Genomic DNA, 18,652 nt, shown 5'->3' with positions numbered 1-18,652 from the left:
ACCCTTTTGACCCTGACAGCCTGCGCGGAATACCGACCGTCTGAAGCTGAATGCTTCAACTCCTTTGCCGAGGTGAGCCGCAGCAATTGCAATTTCGAGCCGCTCGGGCCGATTGGTGGACTGAGTGAATAGTTTTCGCCCGCATATCCTAGCAGGCTTGTTGTCGCTGGCCGCGCCAATTGCCTCGGCCCAAGGCGTGCCCACGTTTGATGCGGGCATGTTCTTGCAGCGCGAGCGTGTGCTGCAGCAGGGCGAACAAGATTTGGCGCTTCAGCGGGATCGGTTGACCAAAGAGGAAGAGCTTGAAGAGCTCGAGCAAGAACAACTTCAGGCGCTGGAAGACATCCTTGATGCCACGACGTTGGTCAGCGGGAATTCCGGCGAACTGATCGCGAGTTTGGAAGCTGGTTCATCACCTGAAAGCGCCGCAAACACGCTCTACGGTCCGGTCGATCCAAACCCCGGCACTGCCCAGATGTTCGGCGATGCGTCTGGCTCGATCGAACAGCTGATCATTCGCGCCGCTCAAGAAACGCACCATATGTCCGGCGTGCACGCTGCGGGTCTGTCGCCTAAGCAATGGCGCTGCCTGTTGCAGGCGCTGATCTGGCAGGAAAGCCGCTTCACCGTCGGCGCGCGCTCCCCTGTCGGCGCTTTTGGCCTGACCCAGATTATGCCCGGCACAGCGCAGGATCTCGGGATCTATCCAGCCTATTACGAAAACCCCTACATCCAAGTCGCGGGCGGCGCGCGCTACCTAGCACAGATGCTGGCCATGTTTGACGGCAACATCATTCACGGTCTAGCCGCCTACAATGCCGGTCCCGACAATGTGCAACGTTATGCTGGTGTGCCGCCCTTTGCTGAGACCCAGCACTACGTGCAGGTGATCCCCGAGCGCTACAATCTCTACCTTGCCCGCGTTGGCGGCGTCGATGCGCTCGGCACCATCGATCCCGTTCTGCTTGCCAACTCCACCATGAGCCTGACCTCCTTCGGCGCGGGGGTATATGGCGACTACTCATTGGTCTCAGTTCAAGCGGCCGCGCTTCGGGTGCAGGACATCATCACCCGCATTGGCGAGACAGATGACATTCACGCGGCCATGTCGCTCAACACCTACGCGCGAGCCGAACTCGCCCGTCTGATCGCGATCCGCACGCGCCTCAAGGCCGCCCATACCCGCCCGCTCAGCGCGACCGAGCTGGCTATGGCGGCCGCGCAGGCACGCGAACAAGACTTCATGCAATTCGATCTGGAGGCACACCGATGATCCGCTTTCTTTCTACCGTTGCCACTTGCGCGTTGCTGGTTGCTTCACCCCTTTCCGCCCAAGGCGTTCCCACCGTCGACACGCGCAATATCGCGCAGGAAATTCGCCAGCTGCAGCAGATGCTGGAGGATTACGGGATCCAGACCGACCAACTAGACACGCTTCTCGAACAACTCGATCTTGTCCAGCAGCAACTCGACACCCTCAATGAGACCTACGCCGCCCTGACTGGTGCGACGGACATCATCGAGATGGCCATGGGCGGCGATCTCGACGGGCTTCTCGATCAGGAATTCGGCGACCTCCTTGGCACCATCCGACAAATCCAAAGCGGCGATTTCAGCGGCCTGATCGGCAACGCGGCCCCTCAGATGGAAGGCCGCATGACGCAAGCCTTGGAGGATGCAGGGTTCGGCCAAGATACCCTCTCCGACATGGCCAGCAGCGGCAATCCGGGGGCTGAGCGCATTGCCAGTCAGGCGGGCACTGGGGCCGTAATGTCAGCAGCCGCTGAGAACAGTTATGACGAGGCCGCGCAATCCCTTGAACGGGTCGAGCAGCTGGTCTCCCTGATCCCGGACATGGAAACGCTCAAGGAAGCCGTCGATCACAACACCCGCGTCACAGCCGAGCTGGCCATTGCCATGACGCGCATGTGGGAACTCGAAGCCATCCAGACGGTCGGCGCTGGCCAATCTGGCGTGGTGGATGCCGCGACACTGGCTGAAGAGCGCCGCTACATGGACTTTACCCTGCCAGACCTGCGTGCGGACTGACCCCATGAGCAGCGAGGCAGAAATCATCGAAGAAGAGCTCGTCTACGGAGCACGACGACGCGAGTTCATGTGGCAGAAGCTGGGGCTGACAGGCATGGCGTTTGGCATGGCAGGTTGCCTCGCCGCCACCCTCGTTGCCCTGCTCGACGTGGACCCGCCGCCCATGATCGTGCCCTTTGATAGCGAAACCGGCATGGCCCTCCCCAATGCCATGGTTGAAGCGGTCTCACTCACGGAACGCCCCGCTATCATCGAAGCACAGGTCTACCGCTATGTGATTGATCGAGAGACCTACAATCAGCTCGACAATGACGTGCGGGTGCGGCGGGTCCTGGACCAGTCGGACGGGGCGGCCGCCGCAGGACTGCGCGCGCTTTGGACCAGCGGCCATGAGGCCTATCCGCCGGACAGCTATGGCACAGATGCGCGCCTTGAAGTCGAGGTTCTGTCTATCACCCATATCAGCGCCAACCGTGCCCAGGTGCGCCTTCGCAAACGGCTCAATTCGCCGCGCGGCAGTCAAAACGGGTTCTTCACCGCAACCCTGATGTTTGAGTTTCGGCCCGAGAATAGTCGGTCGATCGACGATGTCTGGCAGAACCCTTTCGGCTTCACCGTCACCGAATACGCGATCCGTTCAGATCGTTTGGAGTAACAAATGCGCCGCCTGTTCCTGATCCTCGCTTTCCTCGTACCTCTTGCTGGCACCGCCAATGCCGAAACGCAGCCGCGCCAAGGCCCCTATGATGCCCGCGTCCGGCTGGCCACCTATCAGGATGGGCAGGTCTACCGCATCCGCACCAGCCTGACCCATGTGACCAGCATTGAATTCGGTCAGGGTGAGACCATCCGCTCGATCATTGCGGGCGACACTGAAGGGTTCCTCCTGGACGGCGTACCCGGCGGCCAGGCCTTTGCGATCAAGCCAGTCTCGCGCGGCGCGCATACAAACATCACCGTCTACACCAATCGGTGCAGCTATTACTTTAACGTCACCGAGGCGAGCTCGCCGACCTTCTACGTCATTCGCTTCACCTATCCCGAGGCGGCCCCTCGGCAATCGCGTGTGGCTGCAGGCGCGCCAGCAAATCACGCCTATGGCGTCAGCGCACGATCCGAGATCACCCCGCGCGAGATTTGGGATGACGGCACATTCACCTATTTCCGTTTTGCCGCGAACGCACCGCTTCCCGCGATCTTTCGATGGTCTGGGGGCAATGAGCGGAGCGTGAATGCGCTCGCGCGGCCAGACGGCGTGATCCGCGTGTCAGGTGTCAGCGATCGATGGGTTCTCAGGCTCGGCGAGGACGAGATTTGCGTGCAAGAGATGAGCGAGGCAAACCACGATGAGTGAAACGACTGAGCTTAAGAAACGCCTCGAAGCGCTTGAAGGAAAACCACAAAACCCAAAGGCACGTCCGTCTTTAATCACCGTTGCGCTCAGCATTGGGGCAATCGCGGCCCTTGGCGGCCTATTGCTGTTATTCTCTGGCGGTTCTGAACCCGCAAGCTTGGAAACCGCCTCACCGGACGAATTCCAAGCGGCCGGTCCGGGGTTTGGTACGCTCGAACCCACGCCTGCACCGATTGAAACATCGCCACCGCCTGAGCCGGAACCGGCCAGCGAAACAGAAGAGCTGCGTGCGCAAATGGACGCCATGCGGCGCGAGCTCGAAGCCATGCGCAACGCACCTGCACCTGAAGCCCCAACTGTCGACCTCGAGGCATTGGAAACCTTGGGCGCAGAGATCGACGCCCTGCGCAGCGAGGCAGCTGCAACGCAAACCGCCTTGCGCGAAGAGTTGGAAGAACGTGCGCGGCAAATCCAGCGCCTGCAGAACGATCTTGAGCTTGCACGCCTGGAAACCCCTCGCACGCCTGCGCCAACTGGCCCTTCGGCCGAAGAAATGCGCCTTCAGGAGCTCGAGCGGCGGCGGCAAGCCGAACTTGAGGAGCTGCAAGCCCGTATCGCCAGCCCAATCATCGCCTTTGGCGGCACCGGAGGCGGCAACAATGAACCCGCCGCGCAGCAGCGGCGGCTTGATGGCGACACAGACTTTGTCCGCAACGGCGCTGAACCTGCTGAGGTGACGCAAGCCCAGTTGATCGTGAACCCGTCAAACACTGTTGTTCAGGGCACGATGATCCAGGCCGTGCTGGAGACCACAATCGACAGCTCGCTCGCCGGTCAGGTCCGCGCGATGGTGTCCGAAGATGTCCACGCCTATGACGGCTCGCGGATCCTTATCCCGCGCGGCGCGCGTCTGATAGGACGGTATCAATCTGGCCTCGACATCGCGCAGCAACGCGTGACGATCGCCTGGGACCGGATCATTCTTCCGAGCAACCAAACCGTTGAAATCAGCGCTTTTGGTGGAGATGAGCTGGGGCGCTCTGGCACGACCGGTTTCGTCGACAGCCGTTTTGGCACGCGGTTTGGGTCCGCCGCCCTGATATCTCTGATCGGGGCTTTGCCCGCTGTGGCAGCCCAGAACACCGAAGATGAGATCACCTCTGATGTTCTCGAGGGCATTGGCGAAGACCTGCAAGACAGCGCGCAAAGCGTGATTGGCGAATATCTCTCCGTCTCGCCCGTGATCTATGTCGATCAAGGAGCCCGCGTCACAGTGATGGTCGACCGCGATCTGGAGATCTTCTGATTATGGCGGCCAGCTATCTGCAAAGCTCGATGGACAAGATCCCCGTGGCGCGTGACCCAAAGTTGATTGAGCTCTGCATCAACCCTGACGGCACACTTTGGGCCGAGTTTCAGGGGGATCATTTCATGCGGCCAATCAATCGGCCGCTCTTCCAAAATGAGATCAAAGACCTTGGCAACCAGATTGCCTCCGCCGCGAACACCACGCTCAGCCGGACCAAGCCGATCGTGTCGGTCAGCATCACCTATCGCGGCCGCCCGATCCGCGTGCAAGTCATTCAGCCTCCCGCCGTTGATGGCGGTTACGCGATTTCTCTGCGGTTCTTCGCCGACCTGCCATTGGAGCAAATCAGGCTGTCCTATCTCTTCGGAAAAGAGCGCAGCAACGAAGAAGCACGACGTAAGCGCAATGCCGAGCTGCGCGATGTCGTGGCCAACGGCGACATCGACGCCGCGATCAATTTCTGCGTCACGCACAAGCTCAACATGATCGTGTCCGGTGGCACCTCGACCGGCAAGACCGTCACGGCGCGCAAGATCCTCTCTTTTGTGCCCACCGAAGAGCGTATCGTCACGATCGAAGAGGCCGCTGAACTGCGCCCGACGCAGCCCAATGTCGTCACGCTGATGTCTGATCGCGACGAAGTCACCCGCAGCGCTGATGTCCTGCTGACCTCCACCCTGCGCATGCGTCCAGATCGCATTGTCCTCGGCGAAGTACGCGGCAGGGAGGCCATGACCTTCCTCGAGGCCATAAACACCGGCCATGGTGGCTCGCTCACCACGCTGCACGCTGAAACACCGCAACTGGCTGTCCAGCGCCTCGCCATCGCCGCCCTGAAAACCGATGTGCGCATGACATACCAGGACATGAACGATTACATCACTCGCTCAATAGATGTGATCATTCAGGCCGGTCGCCACGAAGGCGCGCGCGGCATCACCGAATTCTACCTGCCGGTTGATCCGGCCCAGTCAAAGGAAACAGCCCATGTTTGAATACAAGATTGAACAGATCAACACCGCCAAAACCAAGCCACCGAAGATCGAAGCGCAGCTGACGGCTCTTGGCCAGGATGGCTGGGAACTGGTCTCGGTCGTGCCGGATTTTGACGGCGAACACATCTTGAAGGCCTTCTTGAAGCGTCGCACTGGTGAGAGCGCCTAAATCCAACCAAGGGGGATCCGATGGGCGTCGTCACCTGGATGGTAGAGACAACCGACAACTTTCTGGACGACGCGGCACAAACCACCTTTGGCAACGTCGCTGGTCAGCTGGGTGGTGTCATTGCCGTGGCTTCGACGCTCGCGGTGATCGGCGTCTTCCTCAACACGATGTTTCAGTACAAATCGATGGATGGGCGGACCGCCTTCTGGTTTGCCCTCAAGCTCATGCTCATCTCTTTGTTTGCGATGAACTGGGTCCAATTCAACGCCGTGGCTAGCGCGCTGATCAATGGGCTCGACCAGCTCGCGGGCGGCATGGTGGCGGGGCTGGGCGGCGGCGGTGCAGGTGCGTCCTACTTTGCCGAGGCCTTCGACGATCTCATCGAAGAGTTCGGCGACTACCTGAACGCGGCCGGTGACAACATGCATTGGATGGCCGGAGCCCTGATCGGCGCAATCGGCGCTTTCCTCCTTGGTATGATCGGCGCGCTCTGCGGCCTTGTTCTGATTTTCGCAAAGATCATGCTGGCCTTTATGGTCGGCATAGCCCCAATCATGATCGCACTGTCGCTGTTTGATGTCAGCAAGGACTATTTCCATCGCTGGCTTTCCAGCACGGTATCCTACGCGCTTTACCCACTCGTAATCGCGGGCGTGTTTTCCACCGTCGTCGGGATGTCGCGCTCACTCATGACCGAACTCGGAGACCCCTCCGGCGCGAGAAACATCGGCGCGCTGGTGCCCTTCTTCATGATGATGTTCCTCGCAGGCGGTATGATCATCGCCACCCCGCTGATCGTCCGCTCAATCTCAGGCAACTTCATGATGGCCGGACCGCCGAGCATTCCCGGTCCCGGCGGGTTCGCAAAGGGCTTAATTGGCACCAAAGGGTCACGGGCGCGGGCACGGTTTGGGACCAGGTCAAATGCTGAGATCGCTGGGGCTGGAATACGTCAGGCAGGTGGCGCGACCTTTTCGATGGTTCAGCGGGTAGCAGAACGGGCGAAGCGGTTGGAATAAAATGTACGTACCTTGGTCATACTGGTTGAAACCAATGTCTCAGAACCACATTTTCTAAAAAGTGTTCATCCATGCCTTCTGCGATACATCGGCATGGTGACAAGCGCTGCATCAAAGCCAACTCTCTAAATACCCTCCCTTGACTTTCCATGAGCAACTAAGCGTTCATGCGAACATATTGCGTAGTTTATTTTGGAGCATGAAATTGCTACTCTGCGGGCGAGAAAAAGAACTAAAAATATTGGCGGAGTGTTGGCAACGCGTCAGCGATGTACAAAATCCCGAGCCTCAGCTTGTGATCTTGAAGGCTGAGCGCGGTGTCGGCAAGACCCGCCTCGCGCTTGAATTCTATAGATGGCTAAGTGAAAATGTGGATAAGCGCGGACCAAACGGGTACTGGCCCGACTCTGCAGCCGTACTAAAACGCAGCCTTGACGTGAACCCTGATCCGTATGACTGCAAATACGATCAACCGATCCCATTCCTCTGGTGGGGATTGCGTGCAGCGGATAGCGGCCTTGAGAATGCGATCTCCGGTGACGCCGTCGCGACCTATGATCGGTTCCTTGCCCCTCACCTTGTTGCTCTCAGCATGCGAGCGCGCTCGTTAAAAACTGGGACGGCGCTTCTGGGTGTCTGGGCCCAGTTCGCCAAGGGAGAAGCAGCCAGCTGGTCCGGCTACGATACTGTAATAACCGCCGGAGAAAGCCTGCTCAAGACAGTCAGCATTCTAAAGGGTTCAGCTGCGAAGACTCAGCGTCTGGCAGCCAAGGAAATTGGAGAGCGGCCGATCAGCCGGGTTGATGCGATTTTGGAAGATCTTGAGGCATCTTTCAATCCACGCTCGCTGACATTTGCGAAAACTCCGGGCGTCATATTTATCGATGATGCTCAATTTGCGACAAACGACCCCGGATTGTCGGTTTTCGTTGAACGCTTGCTTTACACGGCAATGAAACAATCCTGGCCGGTTCTGATTCTGGCGACGCATTGGAAGCGCGAACTTTCCCCTGAATTCGTTGATACCGAACGTTCCTTTGCCGGTATTTATCACCATGCGCTTTCGGGGTCTTCTGCTGCCAATGGGCCTGCGGCGGGTTTGCCCGGTGGTTTTCTAAACGATGAGAATACGGTGGAAATTGATCTCCCACCTGTGCTGGATCTGTCACAAGCGCTGACGGCGGCCTTGCCCGGACTGCTTCCTGATCAAGCAAACGCACTGCTGGAACATGCAGGCGGCAACCCTCGGCACCTGGAACAGATCATCGCTTTTCTGGACGAAAACGAAGATTTCTTCGAAGATTTTGACCCGACCAATGCCCTGACCGAAGAAGGCCTAGAAGAGGCTTTGCGCGAAACGCATGATATCTTCAAGGTCGTGATGCGACGCCTGCGTGATGCACCGATCGAAGTACAAGAGGCAATCTGTCTGGCAAGTTTGCAGGGCATTCGTTTTGTGTCTGATGTCGTCGAAGACTTGGCAAAATCCTTCTTAGACGAAAGCCGAGAAGGCAAGCTCGACCAGGCGATATCCCCTTACAGCATGGTATCACGTGAGCAATCCAAACTGATTGCAGAGTTTTCGGAGCGCTTGTTTTATTTGGTGGCAGAGAAACGGCGTAAATCCTTGAAGACCTTGCGTGATGAAGTAACGTTGCGCGAAACGCTCAAGGATATCTTGTTGAAGCGTATGCATTGCCTAGATGTGGACAATCTATCTGACCACGCGTCCGCCACTTTGATATGCGATTCAGTTGCCAGTCTTTTCTCATCTGAAGCACCTGAGATCGGTATGAACGCGTTGGTAAAACTCTGTGCGGTTGAAAACCATTGTAATTCATCGTTGGCAGCTCTAAGTGCTGCCGAGCGTTTTGTGGATCTGTATAAGCTGCAACTCAAAGAAAATTATGTCCCCAGTTTTGAGGGCGAAATCACACTATTTGTCCAAGCTGAAGACCCTGAGGGTATAGTTGGGACGAGCTTTGAGGATATGTATGGAATGCGCCTAGAGGAAATAGCCTTCGACCTTGATCACCATGCAGTATTAGACTGTATCTACACGCTAATATCCTATGGCCAATTAAGCGATGCCAAGCTGATAGGAATTTTTAGGCTGGCAGAAGCGCGCCGGAAATTTCAAGAGAATCAAACCCCAGAAAACCAACGACATATTGCGTCACTTCTGGCAGCGATAGGAATCGCCGCCAACGATTCAATGGATCATTATGGTTCTAGCCAAGCCTTCATAGAAAGCTTAGCTTTGCGCCGGGAATTATATGAAATTGAAGAAGATCCAAAGGATAAACGGTGTATTGCGAGCTTGCTACTAAGCATAGGTCGCATTGATTTAGTAAACTTGGATCCCGACCACGCGGCTATAGCGTTTGACGAAGCTTTGCTCATCATGCGTAATCTGGCTGAACATTTAGGTACTCCGGAAAGTGAATTGGATCTAGTTGCAATCCTAGACGCGATAGGGGATATGGCCCTTTCTCAAAGGGATCTGGATGCCGCAGACCTAGCATTCGGTGAAGGTTTAAACATCTCACGAAAACTGGCTGCCCAACTTGATGAACCTGACAGCCTTCGGAGCACAGTTGTTTTCTTGATAAAATGCGGGGATGTTGCGGAGGAGCGCGGTGATCTGGGCGCGGCAGCTAGAGCATATGATGAAGGGCTGAACATCGCTCGCAGCATAGTCAATGTACGAAGCAATCCTCAGAATTTTCGAGATATTGCGATACTACTAATGCGTATCGGTAACCTAGCCGAGAGGAATTCGAGCTTTGACGAAGCCTCCAGAGCCTATGAAGAAAGTACTGACATTTTGTGGGACCTTGCCGATCAGTTGCACACCGCTGAAAGCCATCAAGATCTAGCTCGTTCTCTAAGCAGAGCCTCAAGAGTCGCCAAGATAAAAGGAGATCTAAACGCCACTGCTCGCCCATATGACAAAGGACTAAGAATCCGACGAGAGTTAGCCGAGAAACTGGGCACAGAGAAGAGCCGATTAGTTTTTGCCGACTGGCTGATTTGGATCGGTAATTGGGAGAAGGATTTCGACTTAAAGAACATGGCATATTTAGAAGGTGCGAACATCCTTCGAAACTTACCGCAAGATTTTAACACGCAACAAAACCTTCGCAAATTTTCATCCTTGCTAAAAAGAATTGGCGACCTTGCGTTTGAACAGAATGATATGGATGCCGCCGTGCGCGCTTTTGAAGAACGCCTAGAAATCCACTGGTCTATAGAAGAAGTAGAGAGCACCGAGTACAGCCTGTATGATTTATGCAATGCACAAACGCGTCTAGCGGAAGTTTACCAAAAAACACGAAGAGAAATAGCTGCGCACAAGCTGATTAGGGAAGGTTTGGTGTTGTCCGCAAAATTACCAGATTATTGGCGAGACGTAATGACTGAGGGGTTTGTAAATCTAAGAGATGCGACCAAAAGTAATTCATAGTAATAATCGCTCCGAATTGGAAAGAAGCAGTGCCAGAGGTCTGCTTTCTCTGACGTAGAGATTTTCCTGCTGCCTACGTGTGCAGAAAAAATTCACCGTGACCGATTTGGTAACTTGCATGGGGCGGCTCTCTTATAAGCAGATTTTTGACACCTGCACTATGGCGCATTGCGACGCCGGTTGAAGCAGGAGCCATCCACCCCATCAGAAACCCCTCTTTCATCCCAGAACCGCATCTTCCATAAACTTTTTCACCCTCTCAGTTCCGACTTGATAGTCACCCGAACTGGCCTGAGCATCTGACTGTGCACTTTGACTACCGGACGCCAACTCCTCAATCTCATCGCGCCGTTTTCCGCCACCGGCAGAACTGTCACAGGCATCCCCTCGCGGCATCTCGAGAAGCTCGAATTTCGCCTCCAGCGCCTTGATCTGTCCTTGCAGCCCGCGCATCTGGTCCCCTGCTGAGGGGTATGGCAGATCGCCGGTCTGCTTGTCGAAGATATGCTTAAAGAACCGGTCGTCATAGTATTTGATCCGCTTGGCGCGGACGGGCATTTGCGCGTCGACGACCAGAACAATATCACCAAGATCCATGCGTCGAGCCTCATCCTCGGGTAGGAGCGCGGTTTCTTCGGTCCGTTCAGACATACTGCGCCCGGTAAATGGGTTGCGGCCGACGGAACGCGAGCGGGTCACAACGCGCTTGGTTGTTTTGCCGACGGCTTTGCTGAGCTCTTCGATGGTCTTTTCATCTGAGGGGGTCAGATAAAGCTTGATACCTGCGTTGCCCTGGAGCGCGCGGCGGGCATTTTCGCCGTAGATTTCATCTAGCGCCGGGATCGTCTGCGTGACGATCGCGAGATTGGCGCGATATGATCGCAGCGTTTCGATACTATCGAGAACGATTGGCATTTTGCCCAGGCGGTTGAACTCATCGAGCATGATCATCACCGGCCAGGGTTCGTCCTTGCCGGGTTCATGATCCTGAAGCGATGCCAGCAAATCCGAGAAGAACAAGCGGATCAACGGCGCGAGCGGTTTTACCATCAGCGGTTCAACCACGAGATAGACCGAAAACGGCGTTTTTCGGATGTCGCGAAAATCGAAGTCTGACGTTGCGGTCGCACGGTCGATCGCAGGGTTCGACCACTGCTTGAGACCTGATGTCATCAAGAGCGACAGGTAAGACGTCAGCGTGTCGTTGTTGGTCGAGGCCATGCGCATGAAGATCAGCTTGGCAGCTGGATTGACCACCTCATCTGCACGGCGGCGATATTCCTTCTGCTTGTCCCCGCCAGACGCGGTGATGCGGTAGATTTCGCCCAAGGTCGGCCGCTTACGCTCGAACGCCAAAAGCCCTGCCGCCACGAACAGATCGATACCGCCATCGAGGAGCCCTTGAACCCGGTCGTTATCAGCCTGAAGGAACAGCGAGGCCAGGAGTTGCAGCTCCATCTGCTGGCGGTCGACATTTTCGAGCGCCGATATGCGCAGCAAGGGATTGTAGCGGTGCGAGCGGCCGTCCTTCCAATCTGTGGGCGCGAACCTAAACACCTTGTCGCCCTGCGCTGCCCTGTGGCGCGCCGTCGCCTCGAAGTTTTCGCCCTTGACGTCCAGCACCACGGCACTGCCCTGATAGGTCAGAAGGTTCGGGATGACGAAACCCGTCGTCTTACCGCGCCCGGTCGGGGCGACGATCAGGGCATGGGGGAACACCTTGGACATCACGAAGGGTTTGCGACTCTTGGGCTTGCCCATTTTGCCGACGACAAAGCCGTGGCCGGGCTTGCCGAAGAAACCGTTTCGTTTCATCTCGGACATTTGCTGCCAGTGTGTTTCCCCAAATTTGGTCAGCGCATCGTTCATCAAGACCGCACTGAGTAAAACACCGGCACCGGTGCTGATCCCCACGATCAGGTGAACAATCTGCATATCGGCCGGATGGGTTGTTCGTAGAACCCCATAGCTGCGTGCCAACATCAGAAAATCGATGTCCGCCCCGACACCGAACCAGCGGAACGTCAAAAAGGCCGACGCCAGAACATAGCCCAACACCGCTCCCAGAAGAGCAAAGCTCATGACGCCGAGTGCGATCCGCGTCTTACCCATGCGTCAGCCCCTTTTCGCCGTCGGCATCGACTTGCCGCTCGCGTTGAACATCAATTTCTTCATCGGCGATCTCGTCGAGGACGTGCTCCATGGCCACGCTGTTCGCCAGAGCTGCGTCGCTCTGCAGATAGGCCTTAGCCGCATAGAGCCGGTCCAGCCGATCGCTCATGTGTTCCTCGAGCGTGGTATCATCACCGATTGCCAAGTCGGGGGCCTGCTCTTCACCGACCAGTTCCTCCAGCTCCGCACGCAAAGTCTCGCGTTCTAGATCGCTGTGGAAAGGATCTGCTGTTGGGTCGTCCCTCATACGGCTTAGGATGTCAGAAGCGGTCGGCGGCAACCTGTCGACCAAGGCTTCCTGCCGGTCGGCTTCCGCCGCCCCACTGTCTTTGAGAACCTCAGCATTGGCCAAGACACGGCCCAGATCGCTGTGAACCTGGTCAAGAAGGTCGATTGCTTTCTCGAGCTCATCGGCGCGCGCCAGGTCAAGGCCTTCCTTGTCGGCAATCGCCTTCAAATCCTGTCCAAGCCATTGACGCTCCAGCGCGGCATTGCCCGCGCCGATTTCGACGCGACGAGTCACATCCTGCGCATCAATGCCGGTGCCTTTCAAAGCCTGCTGAAGATGTTCGGTAAGAGCTGTATCCCGCAATGCGCTTTGGGCGTCGGCCTGAATATTCCCGGCCGAATAGATCCCACTCTTGGACGCATCCTCAAGCAAGGTATGGGACTGCGTTCCCATTGGGCTGAGATGCGACAAAGAGCGATAGATGTCGTTCAGCTCATGCTCGAGCGCTGCACGCCGCTCGACCGGAGCTTCAGCGACAATGCGTTCGGCTTGGTTGATCTTGTCGTGAAAGGCATCAACGACCTCATCAAACGAATGCTGTTCTTCGGCCATGCCATATACCTTTCCATCTGCTTCAACCGGTTTGCCCTGCGCCAAGAGCCGCGCGGCTTTGTCCAAGGCAGCTGCAATGTCATGCTGGTTCTCGCGCGAGGCCTCGGCCGCAAGGCCGCGATAAAACCGGGCGTTCTGCGCCACGTCAGCCAAGGCACGGTCAAGCTCCGGCCCCACGCGCTCACGCTCGGTCAGCTTCTGCCCCGTGGCTTCTGCACGACGTTGGTCCACATCGCTTGGCCTCTTCGTCGTGATCCCACGCTCCAGCTTTCGCGTCGCCTCAAGCCTCAACCCATAGCGGTCGGACACCTCCACCATGGCCTCGCGAAAACCGTCGTAGTTGAAGTGGTGCCCTTCCTTTAGGAAGAAGAACTCGCCGTCCTTGCTGCGCCGGTTCAGGACGATATGGGCATGTGGGTGGTCCCGGTCCTCATGCACGGCGGCGATGTAGTCAAAGTGACTGCCTTCGCCCTGAAAGAAGCGCTCGCAAATCTCGCGCGTGATCTCGGCGACATCTTCGCCGCGCGTGCCAATTGGGAAAGCCATCAAGAGATGCGAGGTATGTCCCAGCTTGGGATGGAACCCCTCATTCCACTGCGCTGCAAATCGGCGTGTAACCTGCTCGATCTCTTTGACTGACAGAACGCGTTGGCCGTCATAGGTGCCACGGCTGTCGATGATAAAGCTCGACTTGGTAGTCAGGTATTCCAACTGGTTGCGAAGCTGCATTTTGTTGTGTGTGCCGCCGTCGCGAATGGCTTTGAAGATCGCAGGGGAATGGCCCGTGGCCGCGCGGGCCATCTGCTTTGCCCGAGCGCGCGGTACGCTTCCGCGAATGCGGCTCCAGTCACGATCGAAGAAGGCCTCCTGCGCGGCGGCAACGGCGCTATTCCGGGCCATCGGCAAAGCCTCCCAGTACGCGGGCAACCTCGCCAGACAGCGCGCTTCGGCGGCGCTGCGCCATGTCCTGAACCTGGTCAGCGATGTCGAAGATCAGCCCAGCCAAGGCGCGCACCTGGCGATGGGCAGAGTTGCCATAAGGCGGCGTCTTGCCCTGGCGCTTTGCCTCGTTCAGGCGCTGCGCAATTTGGTTGATGTTGTTGCCGGTGCGATTGAGAGAGGCCGACAATCCCTGCATCTGATTGGCCAGTTCATCATCAGGGACAAAGAGAGCGTTCGAGGCATGGATCAGCCGACGCAGCCCTTCCGCCCGGCTGGCGATATCATGCCGCGTCAGCACCGCATCAAAGCCTGCCAGCTCCTTTGGCGTCAGCCGGACATTCACCAGTTCGGAGCGCACGCGCGCATCAAGCTTGCGGCTTTGATCGGCCTTCAACGTGTAGAATATGCTGCGGGGCGTGACGCCGAATTCATGGGCCAGATCCTCGATCGGCACCCCTTCGGCACGCTTGCGCACGATCGCAAAACGCTGGTTTTGCGTCAGTCGCTTGTGCCGTGGTGCGCGCGGTCGGCCCATGTGAAGTAATCACCCCTATTTCTTGCCAACATCATACAGGCAGCCCAGTTATGGCACTTCGCCATGATTGATTCAATATTATAATATTGCATCAACTGCCTGTATTCCGTTTGGAGCAGCCATAGGCTGCGATCGCCGGGCAAAGCCCGGCCACATGCGCAAGGCATGGCACCACTAATCGTGGTTCCATGCCTCAGCATCGCCAAGCAATTGCAGCGCTATTGTGCGGGCCGCGCCTTCGGCGCTGGAATAGGTTTGATGGTCGGGCAGCTCGTGTAGCTCAAAGGGCTGTTGCGGATCGTCTGGGGTCTCCACCCGATCATAAATCGCCCAGCCACCGATCCGTGCTGGATCATCACAATACTTTTGCCCGTCATCGGGCAGATTGTAGACCCCATGCAGCGGACATAGAATTACAGTCTAATTTCCCGATCTTTCTCTTTCGCTTGCCCTCTAGCCTTTTCGACTATCTCGCGACCTTTCCCAGAAAGCTCAATGTCAACTTTTGACAGCGCGATATTAATTATTCTCTTCTCAACCAATAGCTGTTTGATCGCACTCTTTATCATTTTGTCCAGCTCGAAGAATAATCCTTTTGTATAATCCCAGTCTTCATCTGACATGTTGAGCAGAAACTCATACTCAACCCCGTCAACTTCACACACTTGCACTCTCTCGCCTTTTTCTCCACCTTCATCAAAGACCACCAAGTCCCACTCTTCTTTCGGTACATTTGCTGAAAGCACACCCGGAAAAAAGAGATAGGGATCAAAAGTTGCGGCATCCTCAATGTCAAAGAACATCTTCTCCATGCCCGGATCAACATTAGCGTCATATATAATCTTTCTAATTGATTTTTTTAAATTTTTCCCACTGACGTTATTCCTGATAAGCTGATCAACATGTATTTTGGGATCAGGGTAATACTCTGGATAGCTTGAGAAGTGATGCTCTTGAGGCTCGTAAAAAGGGATATTTAGTTCAAGGTCATCCCAAAGAGAAACCATTGACGTTATAGCATCGTTCAAATCGTTTCTCATCAACACCAAACTTTCTCTCGTAGAGGCTAGAGATTGCTGTCGGGCTTCTGTGACTTGTCTAGCAGCATACCAAATTGCAATAAAAGTGAATACGGCAGCAAGCGGATTTATCCAGCCTCTCAAGCATATAACAGGCTTTTCATCAGCTTGGCACATCGCAGAGTATAAAGAGGCATCCCTGCCCCAAAGGTAATAAGCGGCTAGAGCAAGAGACATTGCGAAAACAAAAATCAGAGACGTGCGAACGGTACCCTTCAAGACAATTTTCCTTTAAATTTTGAGTTCATCCAAATTCTCATGCGATTGATGCACGCAAATTGCCTATGGTCAACGCCGCAAACTTACTCCTTCGGAATCCACCTCGACCTAACTCGTACGTGCCCTTTGGTTCGTGGCTGTATCGCTGCTCTGATCTCGGCCGATTTCCGGTTGCGCTTGTCTCCCCGGTAGAAAATCTTTGTCGTGATGGTCAGGGATCATGCTGCCACCTCGTCGCTCTGACCTGCTGCTTGCAAAACAAAGTCAGCGGCCTTTTGCGCCTCGGACGCCGCGCGAAAAATCGCCCGTTTGTCCTCTTTGAGCGCTTTCAAACACCCTTCAACATAGGCGGCGCTTTGGTCAAATTCCGTCGCGACGCCAATCTGAGTTCCAAGGAAACAAGCGCCGATTTCCGCCACCAGCTCTTCAAAGGCATAGGCCTCACGGTTCTCAAACTTCTTGATCCGCCCCAGCCGCTTTTCGCTGCCGGTCCAATGGATCACCTCATGAGCTAACGTCCCATAGTAGCCTGCCGCATTGTGAAACGTGGCAATCGGCGGCATGTGGATGTGATCTTTGGCGGGGCTGTAATAGGCGCGCGGGTCGTCGCTGGTGAGGATCTCCGCCCCTGTCCGGCTAAAAAACGCCTCGAGCTCTGGATCTTCCGCCGTGCCAAGATCGCGCGGGGCCTCGGGATGGATGTAGTACTCCTGCGGCAAACCTTCGATCTGATCCGCGTTGAAGACGCGATAGGCGCGCGCATAAGGCAGTTCTTCCTCAATGCCCAATTCATTCTCTCGGGTGAATGTCCCGTATTTGACCACGGTCGACGACGTTTCACCTTTGCGGACCTGTCCACCCAGCTCCTGAGCCTGTTTGTAGGTCATCCAGCGGCTGGACACATAACCATGCTTGGCCGCCATGACCCAGAGCATCAGGATATTAATCCCGCGATACTCCTCGCCATTGTGCCGTGTCGGCAAGGCAATGCCGGACGCGCTTCCGGTCCAGGGCTTACGCCATGGCGGCGTGCCTGCCTCGATCTCTGCAATAATGGTGTCGGTGACATGGGCATAAACATCAAACTTCGGTGCCATTTGTGGCCTCCTCGATCAAAGTGACGCGGGTGAGGCTTCGCGCCCCCTTCCGCCGATGGGCTGCGCCTCGGCCACCTGATCTGACCGAATACGCATGTATTCGGCGGAACAGAGTGGGAGAGGGCAAAGCCCGACCCACGACCCTGAACGGGGCTGTCAATCGGCCACATTTGCGAAGAAAATGTCTGCGCCGAAATCAGACGCCAATTTGCCGCGCGAGGAATGACTCGCCCTCGAGACAGGGGAAATTGGTGGCTGATTTTGGGGATGGACTAAGGTTGACCGCCACGGTCAGGGATGTTGGGCGGACAAAACAAAAAAAGGATGTCTGAACAGGGGGGAGCGGGCCTGCGGCCCGTTGAACCCCGGTGCAGTCTATTGCAATCAAGCCGTCCTAACGGGACGACAATCACGCAATTTCGTGTTTTAAGTGTGCTGCAAGACCAATTGTTAGAATCATGTTTTCAAGGAAAAATCGTGCAACCAGAGGGCTCATTCGGTCGAACAATCCAGCTTTTCCTCGTAGACGGAAAGCCAACCGGGCTGCGAAAAGCGACGATCCATGGTTGGACAGGTTTGCTTTTTGTAAGCGGGGCTTCAGCTTTCGGCGATCTGACCGCTCGTGAAGAGGTCGATCGGACCGGCATCTACATACTGTCAGGTCCTGATCCAGAAAAGGCCGGTGCATCCCGCGCCTATATTGGCTCTGGGAACTCTGTGGCTGAGAGGATCAAGCAAAGCGCGATCAAAAGAGATTTCTGGGAAACAGCCATCACCATCACCACAAGTGACGACGACCTATCCAAAGGGCACGCGGAATACCTTGAGGCGCGGCTCATAGAACAAGCAGCTCAAGCAGGCCGCGTCACGTTGGACAATGGCACTCAGCCGGACACAAGCAGACGACGACTGCCAGAGGCCGACATCGCCAATATGGAGCAGTTTCTATCAAACCTGCGCATCATCCTGCCCGTGATTGGCCTGGATTTGCTCAAACCACAACCGCGCGCGGTGACACAGACAGCGAAGCCGGTCGACGAGCGAACAGAAGGTGATGTGCAGTTCGAGATCCGCCACAAGAGCGGCGTCAAAGCGACCGCTGTCGAAGAAGATGGCGAATTTGTTGTGCTGGAAGGGTCCGAGGCGCTCACCGAGACCGGCTATGTCCAACAAAGCTACGGCGGCTTGAAGGAAAAGCTCGTCACAGACGGTGTCTTGGTCGCGGACGCGGGCCAAAAACTCAGGTTCACGAAACCTTGGTCCTTCAATAGTCCTTCAGCCGCCGCAGCTGTCATCTTAGACCGAAACAGCAACGGCCGCCTGGAGTGGAAGGTCAAAGGATCGAAGCAGACCTACCATGACTGGCAACAAGCTGAAGCGAACCGCCCCTCCTAGGCAGCGTCAAC

General features: G+C 56.1%; 16 protein-coding genes. 10 read left to right on the top strand and 6 right to left on the bottom strand.

Annotated elements, in window-relative coordinates:
- The first annotated feature begins 217 nt into the window (after window positions 1-217).
- The 9 genes from AB1F12_RS05585 (at window position 218) to AB1F12_RS05545 (ending at window position 10,361) form a co-directional block, all read left to right on the top strand.
- Window positions 218-1,273: a lytic transglycosylase domain-containing protein gene (locus AB1F12_RS05585; RefSeq protein WP_368188287.1), complete on the top strand. Its 1,056-nt coding sequence runs from the start codon at window positions 218-220 to the stop codon at window positions 1,271-1,273.
- Entirely contained in the window at window positions 1,270-2,049 is a 780-nt protein-coding gene (locus tag AB1F12_RS05580; protein ID WP_368187191.1) for a type IV secretion system protein, read from the top strand. Before AB1F12_RS05585 ends, AB1F12_RS05580 begins: the two co-directional genes overlap by 4 nt.
- A 4-nt stretch (window positions 2,050-2,053) precedes the next feature.
- Window positions 2,054-2,704 (top strand): virB8 family protein, encoded by a 651-nt coding sequence (locus AB1F12_RS05575; RefSeq protein ID WP_368187190.1) that lies wholly within the window; start codon window positions 2,054-2,056, stop codon window positions 2,702-2,704.
- A gap of 3 nt (window positions 2,705-2,707) precedes the next feature.
- Window positions 2,708-3,403 (top strand): TrbG/VirB9 family P-type conjugative transfer protein, encoded by a 696-nt coding sequence (locus AB1F12_RS05570; RefSeq protein WP_368187188.1) that lies wholly within the window; start codon window positions 2,708-2,710, stop codon window positions 3,401-3,403.
- On the top strand, window positions 3,396-4,709 hold the full coding sequence (locus AB1F12_RS05565; RefSeq protein WP_368187187.1) for a TrbI/VirB10 family protein: 1,314 nt from the start codon (window positions 3,396-3,398) through the stop codon (window positions 4,707-4,709). The genes AB1F12_RS05570 and AB1F12_RS05565 overlap by 8 nt, the downstream gene beginning before the upstream one ends.
- A 2-nt stretch (window positions 4,710-4,711) precedes the next feature.
- Entirely contained in the window at window positions 4,712-5,707 is a 996-nt protein-coding gene (locus tag AB1F12_RS05560) for an ATPase, T2SS/T4P/T4SS family (protein ID WP_368187185.1), read from the top strand.
- Window positions 5,700-5,876, top strand: a complete 177-nt coding sequence (locus AB1F12_RS05555; protein ID WP_368187183.1) for a DUF4177 domain-containing protein — start codon at window positions 5,700-5,702, stop codon at window positions 5,874-5,876. The genes AB1F12_RS05560 and AB1F12_RS05555 overlap by 8 nt, the downstream gene beginning before the upstream one ends.
- Before the next feature lie 20 nt (window positions 5,877-5,896).
- The gene (locus tag AB1F12_RS05550) at window positions 5,897-6,895 is read left to right on the top strand and encodes a type IV secretion system protein (protein WP_368187182.1); all 999 of its coding nucleotides are present in this window, start codon (window positions 5,897-5,899) and stop codon (window positions 6,893-6,895) included.
- Between the two features lie 199 nt (window positions 6,896-7,094).
- Window positions 7,095-10,361: a hypothetical protein gene (locus tag AB1F12_RS05545; protein WP_368187181.1), complete on the top strand. Its 3,267-nt coding sequence runs from the start codon at window positions 7,095-7,097 to the stop codon at window positions 10,359-10,361.
- 219 nt (window positions 10,362-10,580) lie between these two features.
- Here the strand turns inward: AB1F12_RS05545 and AB1F12_RS05540 are convergent, their stop codons facing one another.
- The 6 genes from AB1F12_RS05540 to AB1F12_RS05515 form a co-directional block, all read right to left on the bottom strand.
- Window positions 10,581-12,473 (bottom strand): type IV secretory system conjugative DNA transfer family protein, encoded by a 1,893-nt coding sequence (locus AB1F12_RS05540; protein WP_368187179.1) that lies wholly within the window; start codon window positions 12,471-12,473, stop codon window positions 10,581-10,583.
- Entirely contained in the window at window positions 12,466-14,274 is a 1,809-nt protein-coding gene (locus AB1F12_RS05535; protein ID WP_368187177.1) for a relaxase/mobilization nuclease domain-containing protein, read from the bottom strand. Before AB1F12_RS05535 ends, AB1F12_RS05540 begins: the two co-directional genes overlap by 8 nt.
- On the bottom strand, window positions 14,261-14,851 hold the full coding sequence (locus tag AB1F12_RS05530) for a hypothetical protein (RefSeq protein WP_368187176.1): 591 nt from the start codon (window positions 14,849-14,851) through the stop codon (window positions 14,261-14,263). Before AB1F12_RS05530 ends, AB1F12_RS05535 begins: the two co-directional genes overlap by 14 nt.
- 174 nt (window positions 14,852-15,025) lie before the next feature.
- Complete coding sequence (locus tag AB1F12_RS05525; RefSeq protein WP_368187174.1) at window positions 15,026-15,166, bottom strand: hypothetical protein; 141 nt, start codon at window positions 15,164-15,166, stop codon at window positions 15,026-15,028.
- Between the two features lie 98 nt (window positions 15,167-15,264).
- On the bottom strand, window positions 15,265-16,149 hold the full coding sequence (locus AB1F12_RS05520) for a hypothetical protein (RefSeq protein WP_368187172.1): 885 nt from the start codon (window positions 16,147-16,149) through the stop codon (window positions 15,265-15,267).
- Window positions 16,150-16,367: 218 nt separating this feature from the next.
- Window positions 16,368-17,246 carry an ArdC family protein gene (locus AB1F12_RS05515; protein WP_368187171.1) on the bottom strand — a complete coding sequence of 293 codons (879 nt, stop codon included), beginning with the start codon at window positions 17,244-17,246 and terminating at the stop codon, window positions 16,368-16,370.
- A gap of 477 nt (window positions 17,247-17,723) precedes the next feature.
- Here AB1F12_RS05515 and AB1F12_RS05510 point away from each other — a divergent pair, with 477 nt between their 5' ends.
- Window positions 17,724-18,641, top strand: a complete 918-nt coding sequence (locus tag AB1F12_RS05510; RefSeq protein ID WP_368187169.1) for a GIY-YIG nuclease family protein — start codon at window positions 17,724-17,726, stop codon at window positions 18,639-18,641.
- Window positions 18,642-18,652: the final 11 nt, after the last annotated feature.

Origin of the sequence: Aestuariibius sp. HNIBRBA575 (assembly GCF_040932005.1) — a bacterium.
Lineage (GTDB): Bacteria > Pseudomonadota > Alphaproteobacteria > Rhodobacterales > Rhodobacteraceae > CANLNM01.
Note: the sequence above shows the minus strand (reverse complement) of the source record. Positions and strands in the feature narration are given on the sequence as shown.

What these genes read in the sequence shown, in the direction of transcription:
- AB1F12_RS05550 (WP_368187182.1), top strand. Translation starts at nt 5,897, where the DNA reads ATGGGCGTCGTCACCTGGATGGTAGAGACAACCGACAACTTTCTGGAC.
- AB1F12_RS05535 (WP_368187177.1), bottom strand. Translation starts at nt 14,274, where the DNA reads ATGGCCCGGAATAGCGCCGTTGCCGCCGCGCAGGAGGCCTTCTTCGAT.
- AB1F12_RS05545 (WP_368187181.1), top strand. Translation starts at nt 7,095, where the DNA reads ATGAAATTGCTACTCTGCGGGCGAGAAAAAGAACTAAAAATATTGGCG.
- AB1F12_RS05530 (WP_368187176.1), bottom strand. Translation starts at nt 14,851, where the DNA reads ATGGGCCGACCGCGCGCACCACGGCACAAGCGACTGACGCAAAACCAG.
- AB1F12_RS05570 (WP_368187188.1), top strand. Translation starts at nt 2,708, where the DNA reads ATGCGCCGCCTGTTCCTGATCCTCGCTTTCCTCGTACCTCTTGCTGGC.
- AB1F12_RS05555 (WP_368187183.1), top strand. Translation starts at nt 5,700, where the DNA reads ATGTTTGAATACAAGATTGAACAGATCAACACCGCCAAAACCAAGCCA.
- AB1F12_RS05585 (WP_368188287.1), top strand. Translation starts at nt 218, where the DNA reads ATGTTCTTGCAGCGCGAGCGTGTGCTGCAGCAGGGCGAACAAGATTTG.
- AB1F12_RS05565 (WP_368187187.1), top strand. Translation starts at nt 3,396, where the DNA reads ATGAGTGAAACGACTGAGCTTAAGAAACGCCTCGAAGCGCTTGAAGGA.
- AB1F12_RS05575 (WP_368187190.1), top strand. Translation starts at nt 2,054, where the DNA reads ATGAGCAGCGAGGCAGAAATCATCGAAGAAGAGCTCGTCTACGGAGCA.
- AB1F12_RS05560 (WP_368187185.1), top strand. Translation starts at nt 4,712, where the DNA reads ATGGCGGCCAGCTATCTGCAAAGCTCGATGGACAAGATCCCCGTGGCG.
- AB1F12_RS05580 (WP_368187191.1), top strand. Translation starts at nt 1,270, where the DNA reads ATGATCCGCTTTCTTTCTACCGTTGCCACTTGCGCGTTGCTGGTTGCT.
- AB1F12_RS05540 (WP_368187179.1), bottom strand. Translation starts at nt 12,473, where the DNA reads ATGGGTAAGACGCGGATCGCACTCGGCGTCATGAGCTTTGCTCTTCTG.
- AB1F12_RS05515 (WP_368187171.1), bottom strand. Translation starts at nt 17,246, where the DNA reads ATGGCACCGAAGTTTGATGTTTATGCCCATGTCACCGACACCATTATT.